Genomic DNA, 12,739 nt, shown 5'->3' on the forward strand with positions numbered 1-12,739 from the left:
AAATATATCGACGCCGACCCAGCCATCGCGCGCCCGCTTCCCGCAAACACGCAGCAGCATCGATTTCCGCTATGCGACGAACGAACAGCGCCGAGCGTCGGCAGCACTGTAGATACATTACGCACCGCGACGATCGAGTTCGCGCGAATCCCGGTCGAATCGCAACGCGCCGTTGAACGCGTGAACATTTCGATCGTACGACGCATCCAACACCAGGATGCCTGCCGGTAAGATCGGTCGATCCGCTCAACCGGTTCTTGCCGCGAACCCTGACGCCATGAAAATCCTGATCGTCGACGATCATCCGGTTCTGCGCGACGGCGTCGAGGCGCTGCTGCGTCGCAACGATGCGGCGCTCGCAGTCGTCCAGGCCGCGAGCGCCGACGACGCGATGCAGATGCTCGACCAGCACGCGGACATCGACGCGATCGTGCTCGACCTGAAGATGCGCGGCACGAGCGGCGTCGACGCGATTGCCGCGCTCGCGCGTGCGCGCCCGGCGTTGCAGATCATCGTGCTGTCGTCGTCGGAGGATCCGCGCGACGTGCGCGCGGCGTTCGCGCACGGCGCGCTCGGCTACGTGCCGAAGTCGGCGAGCCCGCATACGCTGCTGTCCGCGATCGTGATGGTGCTGAACGGCGAGCGCTACGTGTCGCCGCTGCTGCTCGACGACGGCGCGGCTTACACGATCGAACCGCCACGCCACGCGGCCGGCGCGCCGCTGACGCCGCGTCAGATCGAGGTGCTTCGCTATCTCGCGGAAGGCGTGCCGAACAAGGTGATCGCGGATCGGCTCGGCTTGTCGGAAAAAACCGTGAAGGCGCATATCACCGCGATCTTCCGGACGTTGCACGTGCTGAACCGCACGCAGGCGGCCGCTGCCGGCAGGAAGGCAGGACTGATCTGACGCAATGCGTGCATGACCTGCGTTGCATGCCCCGCGCGCATTGCATGCCGGCAGCGGGCCGCGGCCGTCAGCGATGCTTCGGCATCCGCGTGCCGCTCGTCTGCATCAGCTGCGCACGCACGGTCGGCAGGCTCGTCGTCACCGCGCCGCCGGCCGGAATCGTGCCGGACGTCGAGGCGCCGATCGACGGCGGCAGTGCGACGCCGCTCAAGGTATTGCCGTACACGACGATCGCGCTCGCCGGGCACGCGTTCGCCAGCAGCGACACCGGCGCATCGGCGATCGACGTGAACGCGTTGTCGATCACCGCGAACTGGCAGACGTTCCCGTACGCACGAAAGCCCGCAAAGCCGGACCGCGACACGCGATTGCCCTTGACGACGCCATACGACACGGCGCCCGACCACGTATCGAGCTCGATCGCGGCCTGGTGCGTCGGCGGCAATCCGTTGTTCGCGTTCGTGCCGTCCTGAATCGCATCGACGACGTTGTTCTCGATCCTCACGTCCGTCACGCCGTACGTCTGCCAGCTGTCCTCCTGCGCGACCAGAATCCCCGCCGCCTTCTGCACGCCGACGACCGTATTGTTCGAGATCGTCACCGAGCGGCCGCCGACGACCGAGATGCCGCGCCCCCACGGATTGCCCGATACCGAATTGCCGTCGATCAGCACGTTGCCGCTGAGGCGGCCGTCGGATTGATAGCTGACGACCGCGATCAGATCGTCGCCGGTACCGGTCACCGTGTTGCGCTGCACGCGCACGTCGGTCGAGCCGTTCGTCACGTGGATGCCGTCGGCGAGCGTCGCGCTCACCGTATTGCCGACGATCGCGACCTGGCGGCCGCCGTACACGAAGATCCCCGCACTCGCGCCACCGCGTATCGTCACGCCGAGCACCTGCACGCCGCTGCCGGTCACCTGCACCTTCGTCGACTCGCGCGTCGCGAGCCGCGTCGTACCGGTGCCGATCAGCGTGACGCCGACGAGCGTCGAGCCGCTGCCGCTCATCGTCAGCGTCTGATCGCCGGCCGTCGTCGCGATCAGCGTCGCGCCGTAACCGGAGATCACGACGTCCGCTTTCGAGACCGTCAGCGAGCGTCCGACCTCGTAGCGCCCGGGCGCGAGCACGAGACGCTGGCCCGGCTGCAACGCATCGAACGCGGCCTGCAGCGCATCGGCCTGATCGCCGCCGTTCGCGCTCGGCTGAATGGTCGCGATCGGCAACGCACCGGCGGCACGCGGCGCGCGCGCATACCGGTCCGACACGCGCGTATGCCAGGCGTCAAACCGCGTCAGCCAGCCCGACGCGGGCGATTCGGCAACGGCCGGCCATGCGGCCCAGCAGCCGGCGCAAAGGAGCACCGCGGCCGGCGCGGGGCCGCGGGCGTGCAACATGTTTTTCATCGCATGTCTCTTTCGCGCGGCCGCCGGCGACGGCCGGCAGACGGCCGCGGGTGGTCCGCGCATCGAAACGGTCGATCGGCGCATGGCACATGCGCGGAACGACCGGACTTCAAGCCTTGCTTGCTCCGCCGAGATGGCGGCGCAACGGCAACGGCGCATCGCCGCGCGCGGCGGCCGATACGCGATCGCACGTTCGCCCGCCGGCGCACGTTGCGTGGTCCCCCGTAAAGACGGCTTGATCGCGGCGGCGCCGGCACTGCGTGCCGCGATCGAACCGATCAATTGGCCCTGCGTTCCCGAGCGTGGCTGGATGATCGGCTTGCCCCCAAACTTGCCGATTCGTTCCGTCGCTCATCAATCAGTCTATTTCGCGTGCATCGCGCGTAAATGCGACATAAGGCGCGCGACGTCGTAAGACCGCGGCACGACAATTGCGCGTGCGCAGGCGCGCCCGCGTCTGTATCTTTTTCGGCACGCCGCGCAAGCCGATAATGACGACTTGCGCGTGCCGCGCGAGCGCGTATCGATGCAAGGAGGACGCTGTCATGACGACACGATTCCGGATCGGCGATCACGTCCGGTGGAATTCCGAAGCCGGCTATGTGACGGGCACGATCGTCGCGATCCATACGGAAGACTTCGACTACAAGGGTCATCGCCACCGCGCGTCGCCCGACGATCCGCAGTACGAGACCCGAAGCGACCGAACCGACCATATCGCTGCGCATCGCGGCCGCGTACTCGAACGCATTTCCGGCAAAGGCGACACGTGAGACTGCCCTACTACACGATCGGTCATTCGAACCGTCCGCTCGACGAATTCATCGCGATGCTTGCCGACGCGCAAATCGCGCTGCTCGTCGACGTTCGCAAGATGACGCGCTCGCGCGCGAATCCGCAGTTCAACGAAGCGACGCTGCCGGACGCGCTCGCCGACGCCGGCATCGCGTATGCGCACATCGCCGCGCTCGGCGGATTGCGCGGCAAATCGCACGACGTGCCCGGCGACGTCAACGGCTTCTGGACCAACGCCAGCTTTCATCGTTATGCGGATTACGCGCTGTCCGACACGTTCCGCGCGGGCCTCGACGAACTGATCGCGCTCGGCCAGCGGCAACGCTGCGCGATCATGTGCTCCGAAGCCGTGTGGTGGCGCTGTCACCGGCGCATCGTGTCCGACTATCTGATCGCGCACGACGAGACGGTGCTGCACATCATGGCGCGCGGCCGGATCGAGCCGGCGCGGCTGACAACCGGCGCCGACGTGCAGCCGGACGGCACGGTCGTCTACCCGCGCGCCGAAGGCGTCGCGTCGTCGCAGGCGTAACGCCGTGACGTAGCCGCGCATGCCGCGAACGGCGCGCTCGACGGCCCGCGCGCGCGCTCATCGCTCGCGCAGCGCCTCGGCCGCACGATTCAGCGGCTTGACCAGATACTCGAACACCGTCCGGCGGCCGGTGCGTATTTCCGCCGTCGCGACCATCCCCGGCAGGATCGGATGCCGCTTGCCGTCGCGCGTTTCCAGATAGGCGTGTTGCGTGAGCACGTAGACGCGGTAGTAGTACACGCGGCGGTCGACCTGGTCCTCGATCGTATCGGGCGAGATCCGTTCGACCTTCGCAGGCAGCGAGCCGTAGATCGACGGCTCGAACGCCGTGATTTTCACGGTCGCTTCCTGACCCGGATGAATGAAGGCGATGTCGCGCGGGCTCAGCCGCGCCTCGATCAGCAGCTGATCGTCGAGCGGCACGATCTCCATCAGCACGCCGCCCGGCTGCACGACGCCGCCGACCGTCGACACGCGAATGTCCTTCACGATGCCGCGCGCCGGCGAGCGGATCACCGTGCGCCGCAATTGGTCGGCCCGCCCTTCACGCACCTTCAGCAGCGGCTCGAGATCGGCCATCGTCTTCGAATAGTCGGCTTTCAGCGCGACGTAGTATTCGCTCTGCGTCGCCGCGAGCTTCGTCGAGAACTCGGCCGCCTTCTGCCGTAGCCGCAGCACCTCGACCTCGTTCGTCGCGCCCGTCTTCAGCAGCGGCAGCGCGATGCGCAGCTCGTCCTCCGCGAGACGCAGCTGCTCGCGCAGGTTCGCGACGTTCTCGCGAAACGCGCGCCGGTTCGCGACGAACAGCTGCCGCTCGCGCTCGGTCACGGCCTTCTCGTTCGCCAGTTCCGCCGGAAACGCGACGCTCGGCAAATCGTTCATCTCCGCATGCAGCCGCGCCGCGCGACCCTGCAGCGCGGTGATGCGCTCGAGCGTCTCCTCCATCGACGAACGCGCGAGCACCGGATCGAGCGTCGCGAGTGTCTGCCCCGCGTCGACGACGTCGCCCTCGCGCACGACGAGTTCCGACAGAATGCCGCCTTCGAGGCTCTGGATGATCTGACCTTTCGATGCGGGCGTCACCTTCCCTTCGCCGACCGCGACTTCGTCGAGCCCCGCGAACACCGACCAGACGAGAAACACGAATAGCGCCGCGACGATCAGCCACAGCACCGGGCGCGCATGCGCCGCTTCGCGCGCACCGCGCATCGACCACGTGAAATCGCTCATCGTGCCTCCTCCGCGATAGCCGGCGGCAGCGCACCACCGTCGCCGGACGGCGCGCGCGCCGTGCCCGCGCCCGATTGCGCGGCCGTCGTCGCATGGCCGCGCAGCGCTTGTAGCACTTCGTCCTTCGGACCGTCGCGCACGATGCGGCCGCCGTCGATCACGATGATGCGGTCGACGATCGACAGCACCGGGTAGCGGTGCGTCGCGACGATCAGCGTCCGGTTGCCGAGCCACTGCCGCAGCCGCTCGACGATCGCGCGCTCCGTTGCATCGTCGAGCGACGCGGTCGGTTCGTCGAGCAGCAGCACGTTCGGCGCGCGCAGGACCACGCGCGCGAGCATCAGCGCTTGCTTCTGGCCGCCCGACAGCCCGATCCCGCTTTCGCGCAGCTTCAGGTCGAGGCCGTGCGGCTGCCGCAGCAGCAACTGATCGGCGCACGCGACCTTCATCGCGGCCAGGATCGCGTCGTCGGTCGCGAGCGGATTCGCGATCAGCAGGTTTTCGCGCAACGTCCCGTAGAACAGGCTCGACTCCTGCAGCAGCATGCCGACGTCGCGCCGCACGTCGGCGACGTCGATCAGCGGCAGCGGCGTGTCGTTGAACAGGATGCGGCCCTGCACCGGCGTCGCGAGGCCGCCGAGCAGCCGCAGCAGCGTCGACTTGCCGGCGCCGACGCGGCCGAGGATCGCGATGCGCTCGCCCGGCTCGATCGACAGCTTCGGCACGTTGAGCACGGTTTTTTCCTGCGGATCGAAGCTGTACGCGACGTCCTCGAACCGATAGCGGCCGACGAGCGACGGCCGGTGATACGCATCGACGGCCGGATCGTGATCGACCGGCAGCGCGAGCAGATTGTCGAGGCCCTTCTTGCCGGCACGCACGTTCTGGATGCGCGACAGCACGGCCGGAATCTGTCCGAGCGGCGCGATCGTGCGGCTCGTGAGAATCGAGCATGCGAGCACCGCACCGAACGACAGGCTCGAATCGAGAATGCCGTACACGCCCGCGATCAGCACGCCGACGTACGCGAGTTGCTGGACCGTCTGCGCGAGATTGACGAGCAGCCCGGCGATGCGACGCTGTCGCAGGCCGACGTCGGCATTGACGCGGTTCGTGTGGTCCCAGAGCTGCCGGAAGCGCGGTTCGGCCTGCAATGCCTTGATGTCTTCCGCGCGATAGATCGACTCCATCAGGATCGCGTTGCGCATCGCCGATTCGGCCAGCCCCTGATTCGACAGCTTCGCGAGCGGGATCTGCGCGAACACGCCCGGCAGGATCAGCAGCGGAATCGCCGCGAGCGGCACGAACGCGAGCGGGCCGCCCAGCATCCAGATGATGAACAGGAACGTAACGACGAACGGAATGTCGATCAGCACGCCCATCGTGCTCGACGTCAGCAACTCGCGCAGCTGTTCGAGATCGCGCAGTTGCGCGACGAGCGTGCCGGGCGAGCGCGGCCGCGCGTCGTTGCGGATGTCGAGCACGCGTGCGAAGAACATCGCCGACAGCTTCAGGTCCGCCTGCTTGCCGAAGTGATCGGCAATCGACACGCGCACGGTGCGCAGCACCAGCTCGAGCACGAGCGCGAGCGCGACGCCGGATGCCAGCACCCATAGCGTGTGCGTCGCGCGCGCGGGCACGACGCGGTCCCACACCTGCATCGCGAACAGCGACGTCGCGATCGCGAGCAGATTGCCGAACAGCGAACCGGCGCCGAGATCGAGCAACACTTTCCATTGCGCGGCGAACAGGTCGTGCAGCCACGTATCGGGCTTCGCGGACAGGTAGTCGTCGACACGCGCGTCGCGCATCGGGACACGCCGCTGCACGAGCAGCACGCGCGTGGGCCACGTCGGCGCCGGCGCGTTCACGTCGATCGCGCGCTCGACCGGTTGCCCGTCGATCGCGAACTGCACGATCGCGCGCCCGGCCGCGATCGACACGATCACGCCGACGTGCGCCTCGTCGATCGTGGCGAGCGCCGGCAGCATCGTCGGCGTCAGCTTCGCGACCGGCAGCTCGACGAACTGCGCGGCCAGCCCGGCGGCCGCCGCGATGTCGACGATCGCCGTTTCGGGCGCCGAACCGACCGCCCACGCGGCCGTGCCGCGCACCTGTTCCGGCGATACGGTCAGCCCGAGATGACGGGCCGCAAACAACAGCGGGTCGACCCAGCGCGCAAGGTCCGCGCCGCTGTCGCGCGCGGGGCGAAACGCATCATTCATGACGGCTCCCTTCGTGTTCGCGCAGCAGTTCGACGAACTTGCCGACCGCGACGTATGCCTTCACGCGCGCGATCGAGCCGTCGGCAAGCGCATTGATCCACTCGACCTCCGATTCGAAGATGTCGCGCTCCGGATTCACGACGTCGGTCAGCGTGCGCTTGTTCAGGATGTATTCCTGCCAGTACAGGTCGCGCGAGGCGCGCGACAGCGCGATCACCTTCTCGTAGCTCGCGCGGCGCGCAGCCGCGCCCGACACTTCGATCTGCGCGGCCTTCAGCGCGCTGCGCGTGACGAGCCGCTGGTTCTCGAGGCTCTCGCGATTCGCGCGCAACTCCGCTTCGGCTGCCGCGATCTGATGCTTCGCGAGGCCGCCGAGCGAGTAGTTGCCGCTCACCGCGAGCCCGATCCACGTGTCGTTGCTCGCGTTCGGGCGGCCGCTCGAAATCGCGCGGCTCGCGCCGATGCCGATCGACGGAAAGCGCTCCGCTTCCGCGAGCCGCACACGCGCGTCGGCCGCGTCGACTGCCGCTTCCGCCGCGAGCACCGACGGCGTGTGCTCGACGTTGCCGCCGATGCTGCCGAGCCCGCCGACGAAACCGACCGTCCCGCCGAGACCCGCGACGCGGCGCGGGCGCGCGCCGATCAGCTCGGTCAGCTTCGCGGCCGCGACGTCGAAGCGCGTGTGCGCCTTCAGCACTTCGGCCTGTGCGTGCAGGATCGCGAGTTCGACGAGATTGCGGTCCGACGACACCGACAGGCCCGCGCGCACGCGATCGAGAATCTTCGCGCGCGTTTCGGTCAGCGCGGCGACCTGACGCTGTGCGGCCGCGATCACGTCCTGGCTCGCGGCGAGCTCGATGAACGTCGACGCCGTCTGATACGCGACCGTCTCGATCGTGTCCGCGAGCTGGAAGCGGCGCTGGCTCAGCGTCGAGTCGGCCGCGGAGATCCGGCTCGACGTGCGGCCGAAGTCGTACAGCAGTTGCGATACGCCGATCGACGCGCGCGTGCCGGTGCGATTGCCGTTGCTGCCGAAGCTGCCGCCGTAGCCGGGACGCACGCCGTAGTCGATCTTCGGATACCACGCGGCCTTCGCGACTTCGACTTCGGACGTACTCTGCGCGACCTCCGCGTTCGCGCGGCCGATATCCGGATGGCGTGCAATCGCAATGCCGACCGCATCGCGCAGCGACAGATCGTCGAGCGCGATGCGCAGCGTGTCGTCCGACGCGCCGGCGGCGTCCGCGACGGGCGGCGTGTCGATGGGCGCATCGAGGGCGCCGTCGATCGGATTCGGATCGGGCGTGATCGTCGTCACGCCGTCGCGCGACGGTCGTACGGGCAGCAGCTCGTCGGACGACGCAAACGCACGCGACAGGTTCGACAGCACGATGCGCCGCATCGGGTCGGCTGGCATCGCGCGCGGCAACGGCGGCGCATCGAAACGGTGCGGCGCGGCGGGCGGCAACGCGCTCGGCAGCGGCACGACCGACGCATTCGATCGTGCGGCCGTGGTAGCCGCGACGGAAAGTCCGCCGGCGGGCAGCGGCGGCGCCGCCGACACCGCGGGCGCGATGCCGAGCCAGGCAGCGGCGAACAACAGGTGGCCTGAAAGAGAAACGGTGTGGACCGGGCGCTCGGCGCGGCACCGGACGAATCTGAAACGAGCGGTTGTCTTGTGCATCATCAGGACGCCGACGGCGTACCATTCGGCGAATCAGGTTCCCGCGTCATGCCGGGACGATCGATTGCCGGACGCACGCGCTTCGACGGCGCGCGCGCGTCCGGTCGGGGAGGCAGGCCGGCCTCCCCGGGCGTGACGGTCAGACGATGATCTGATGGTTCGCGAGCAGGGTCTCCAGGTTGGTCGTCACGTTGTTCAGCGTGACGAGCGTTTCGGAACCGAACGCGGTGCCGGCGCCGTCGCGGTCGATGCTGATCACCGTATCCGAGCCGACGTTGGTCACGTTCAGGTACTGGCCGATCGTGTCGCCCGAGTCGATCGTCGGGACACCGTCGACGTAGTGCGCGGGACCGTCGGCGTCCGCGGTGTAGCCGACGAGCAGCTTCGACAGGTCGATCTTGTCGCCGCCGGTGTCGGTCGGGCCGGTCGCGAGCTGGAAGTCGGTGATCACGTCGTGACCGTTGCCGCCCGTGTTGTCTGCGGGCGTGACGACCTCCCACAGGAACACGTCGGTGCCGGCACCGCCCGTCAGCGTGTCGTCGCCGGCCCCGCCGATCAGGATGTCGTTGCCGTTTCCGCCGTTCAGCGTGTCGTTGCCCGCGCCGCCGCGCAGCAGATCGTTGCCGTCGCCGCCGTTCAGCACGTCGTCTCCGTTGTAGCCGTACAGACGATCGTTGCCCGACGTGCCGTTGACCGTGTCACCGTTCTGCGTGCCTTCGATGATCGACGTCGACTGCGACGATCCGAGCAGGTTCGCATTCAGCAACTGGCCGGCGCTCGCCGATGCGGACAGTCCCGTCTTGTCGGTCGCGGAGATCGTCACGCTGTCGAGCGCGCTGATGCTGATCACGCCGCCCGTCAACGTGATCGAACCGAGAAACTCGTTGAGCTTCAGGTTGTCGATCGCGCCGCCGTCCGCCGCGGTGATCGTCATGTCCGACGACGGTCCGATCACGCCGAGGATCCCGTTGTTGTTCACGATGTCGAAGTGCAGCCCGAGCTCGTTCGCGAGTGCCTGGTTCGCGCCGAAATGCAGCGCACCGAGCCCGAGCAGCCCGCCGTAGTGCAGCGTGACGTGATCGATGTTGTTGTTGTAGTCGGACGCGCCGAACGCCTGCTGCGTGCTCAGGTCGATCAGGTTCAGCAGGTTCGCGCCGACGATCCCGAGCAGGTTCCCGGATGCTTGCGCGGAGACGACCGGCGCGACGTTCGGATCGATCGTGAACGTCTGCTGCGTCGAGCCGCCGATATTGCCGGCCGCGTCGACGACACGCACCGTCGCCGTATAGTCGGCCGCCGCGAGGACGCCGTCCGTGTACCACGTCCAGTTCGTGCCGTTGACGGTCGCCGCGCTCCAGTGTGCGCCGCCGTCGAGACTGACCTGCACGACTTCGCCCGCACCGAGCGCGCCGCTCAGCGTGCCGCCGAGAATCGGCGTCGTGTCGCCCGTGACCCAGTCGTTCGGTGCGCCGGTGTTGTCGGTGAGCGTCGTGAGCGTTGCCGTCGCGGTCGGCGCGACCGTGTCGACGTTGATCGAGAAGGCCGCGCTCGGCGTGCTGACGTTGCCGGATCCGTCGGTCGCGGTGACGGTCAGCGCGTGCGCACCGTCCGAGAGTCCGGTGGTCGGCGTGAAGGTCCAGTTGCCCGATGCGTCTGCCGTGGTCGAGCCGAGCAACGTCGTGCCGTCGTAGACGTTGATCGTGCTGCCGCCTTCGGCCGTGCCCGTGAGCGTCGGTTTCGTGTCGTCGGTCGATGCGCCGTTTGTCAGTGCTCCGACGATCGAGCCGACGTCGTCGGTCACGCTCGCGATAACGGGGGCTGCAGGTGCCGTGACGTCGCCGGTCACCGTCACAGTTGCGGACGGGCTCGTGTTGCCGGCCGTGTCGCTTGCCGTTACGCCGATTTGCGTGCCGGCGGGCAGCGGTGTCAACGGCGTGTAGGTCCATGCGCCGCTCGGGTCGGCTGTGACCGTTGCGTCCGGTGTGCCGTCGCCATTCGTGTCGATCTGGATCGTCGCGCCTGCTTCGGCCGTGCCGGACAGAGACGTGCCGTCCGTCGGATTCACGGTCGGCGTAGCCGGCGCCGTCGTATCTACCGTCAGATCGAATGCTGCACTCGGCACACTCACGTTGCCCGACGAATCCGTTGCGGTGACCGTCAGGCTATGTGCGCCTTCGCCCAACGCAGTCGCCGGCGTAAAGGTCCAGTTGCCGGATGCGTCGGCCGTTGTCGTGCCGAGCAGCGTCGTGCCGTCATAGACGTTGATCGTGCTGCCTGCTTCGGCCGTGCCCGTGAGCGTCGGCGTCGTATCGTCCGTGCTACCACCGGAAACGAGTGCACCCGTGACTGAGCCAACGTCATCAGTCACACCGGCAATGACGGGTGCCGCAGGCGCCGTAACATCGCCAGTCACCGTCACCGAAGCAGACGGGCTCGTATTGCCCGCCGCATCGCTTGCCGTTACGCCGATTTGCGAGCCGACAGGCAGCGGCGTCGACGGCGTGTACGTCCATGCGCCGGTCGGATCAGCCGTCACCGTTGCATCCGGTGTGCCGTCGCCATTCGTGTCGATCTGGATCGTCGCGCCTGCTTCGGCCGTGCCGGACAGCGACGTGCCATCCGTCGGATTCACCGTCGGCGCCGAAGGAGCAGTCGTATCCACCGTCAATTCGAATGCCGCGCTCGGCACACTGGCGTTGCCCGACGAATCCGTTGCGGTGACCGTCAGGCTATGTGCGCCTTCGCCCAATGCAGTCGCCGGCGTAAAGGTCCAATTGCCGGATGCGTCGGCCGTTGTCGTGCCGAGCAGCGTCGTGCCGTCGAATACGTTGATCGTGCTGCCCGCTTCCGCCGTACCGCTCAAGGTCGGCGTCGTATCGTCCGTGCTACCGCCGGAAGCGAGTGCGCCCGTGACTGAGCCAACGTCGTCGGTTACACCCGCAATAACCGGCGCTGCCGGTGCCGTAACATCGCCGGTCACCGTCACTGTTGCGGACGGGCTCGTGTTGCCGGCTGGGTCGCTCGCCGTTACGCCGATTTGCGTGCCGACGGGCAGCGGTGTCGTGGGCGTGTAGGTCCATGCGCCGCTCGGGTCGGCTGTGACTGTTGCATCCGGCGTGCCGTCGCCATTCGTGTCGATCTGGATTGTTGCGCCTGCTTCGGCCGTGCCGGACAGAGAGGTGCCGTCCGTCGGATTTACCGTCGGGGTCGACGGAGCAGTCGTATCCACCGTCAGATCGAATGCCGCACTCGGCACACTAACGTTCCCCGACGAATCCGTTGCCGTCACCGTCAGGCTATGTGCGCCCTCGCCCAGCGCAGTCGCCGGCGTAAAAGTCCAGTTGCCCGATGCGTCGGCCGTTGTCGAGCCGAGCAGCGACGTACCGTCATAGACGTTGATCGTGCTACCTGCTTCCGCCGTACCGCTCAAGGTCGGCGTCGTGTCATCCGTGCTGCCACCCGAAACGATTGCGCCCGTGACGGAACCAACGTCGTCCGTCACACCGGCAATAACCGGCGCTGCCGGCGCCGTGACATCGCCAGTCACTGTCACCGATGTAGGCAGACTCGTGTTGCCGGCAGCATCGCTGGCGGTCACGGTGACTTGCGTACCAACCGGCAGCGGCGTCGAAGGCGTATACGTCCACGTGCCACTCGCATCGGCCGTGACGGTTGCATCCGGCGTGCCGTCGCCATTCGTGTCGATCTGGATCGTTGCGCCGGCTTCGGCCGCACCGGACAGCGACGTCCCATCCGTCGCGTTCACCGCTGGCGCAGCCGGTGCGGTCGTATCCACCGTCAGATCGAACGCGGTACTCGGCGTGCTCACGTTGCCCGACGAATCCGTTGCCGTGACCGTCAAGCTATGTGCACCTTCGCCCAAGGCACTCGCGGGCGTGAAGCTCCAGCTGCCCGATGCATCGGCCGTCGTCGTGCCGAGCAACGTCGTGCCGTCGTAAAC

10 protein-coding genes are annotated in these 12,739 nt (G+C 67.7%); 5 read left to right on the forward strand and 5 right to left on the reverse strand.

What is annotated here, in order from left to right; all coding sequences use genetic code 11:
* Both ACSHSS_RS28420 and ACSHSS_RS28425 read left to right on the forward strand, forming a co-directional pair.
* The coding region (locus ACSHSS_RS28420) for a hypothetical protein (protein WP_445545825.1) at nt 1–231 on the forward strand (231 nt) is incomplete at its 5' end.
* A 46-nt stretch (nt 232–277) separates the two neighbouring features.
* The gene (locus ACSHSS_RS28425) at nt 278–907 is read left to right on the forward strand and encodes a response regulator (RefSeq protein ID WP_445545826.1); all 630 of its coding nucleotides are present in this window, start codon (nt 278–280) and stop codon (nt 905–907) included.
* Nucleotides 908–974: 67 nt separating this feature from the next.
* On the opposite strand, the gene ACSHSS_RS28430 is transcribed toward ACSHSS_RS28425, so the two are convergent.
* Entirely contained in the window at nt 975–2,303 is a 1,329-nt protein-coding gene (locus tag ACSHSS_RS28430) for a right-handed parallel beta-helix repeat-containing protein (protein WP_445545833.1), read from the reverse strand.
* Here ACSHSS_RS28430 and ACSHSS_RS28435 point away from each other — a divergent pair.
* The 3 genes from ACSHSS_RS28435 to ACSHSS_RS28445 all read left to right on the forward strand — a co-directional run bounded on the left by ACSHSS_RS28435 (nt 2,302) and on the right by ACSHSS_RS28445 (nt 3,639).
* Nucleotides 2,302–2,727 (forward strand): hypothetical protein, encoded by a 426-nt coding sequence (locus ACSHSS_RS28435; protein WP_445545827.1) that lies wholly within the window; start codon nt 2,302–2,304, stop codon nt 2,725–2,727. The genes ACSHSS_RS28430 and ACSHSS_RS28435 overlap by 2 nt on opposite strands.
* Before the next feature lie 130 nt (nt 2,728–2,857).
* Entirely contained in the window at nt 2,858–3,085 is a 228-nt protein-coding gene (locus ACSHSS_RS28440; protein WP_445545828.1) for a hypervirulence associated TUDOR domain-containing protein, read from the forward strand.
* Complete coding sequence (locus tag ACSHSS_RS28445; RefSeq protein WP_445545829.1) at nt 3,082–3,639, forward strand: DUF488 domain-containing protein; 558 nt, start codon at nt 3,082–3,084, stop codon at nt 3,637–3,639. The genes ACSHSS_RS28440 and ACSHSS_RS28445 overlap by 4 nt, the downstream gene beginning before the upstream one ends.
* A gap of 57 nt (nt 3,640–3,696) precedes the next feature.
* Here the strand turns inward: ACSHSS_RS28445 and ACSHSS_RS28450 are convergent, their stop codons facing one another.
* The 4 genes from ACSHSS_RS28450 to ACSHSS_RS28465 form a co-directional block, all read right to left on the reverse strand.
* Nucleotides 3,697–4,869: an HlyD family efflux transporter periplasmic adaptor subunit gene (locus tag ACSHSS_RS28450; RefSeq protein WP_006396548.1), complete on the reverse strand. Its 1,173-nt coding sequence runs from the start codon at nt 4,867–4,869 to the stop codon at nt 3,697–3,699.
* Complete coding sequence (locus ACSHSS_RS28455; RefSeq protein WP_445545830.1) at nt 4,866–7,094, reverse strand: type I secretion system permease/ATPase; 2,229 nt, start codon at nt 7,092–7,094, stop codon at nt 4,866–4,868. Before ACSHSS_RS28455 ends, ACSHSS_RS28450 begins: the two co-directional genes overlap by 4 nt.
* Nucleotides 7,087–8,694, reverse strand: a complete 1,608-nt coding sequence (locus ACSHSS_RS28460) for a TolC family protein (RefSeq protein WP_445545831.1) — start codon at nt 8,692–8,694, stop codon at nt 7,087–7,089. The genes ACSHSS_RS28455 and ACSHSS_RS28460 overlap by 8 nt, the downstream gene beginning before the upstream one ends.
* Before the next feature lie 223 nt (nt 8,695–8,917).
* The coding region (locus ACSHSS_RS28465) for an Ig-like domain-containing protein (protein WP_445545832.1) at nt 8,918–12,739 on the reverse strand (3,822 nt) is incomplete at its 5' end.

The organism is Burkholderia sp. BC1 (assembly GCF_052683555.1).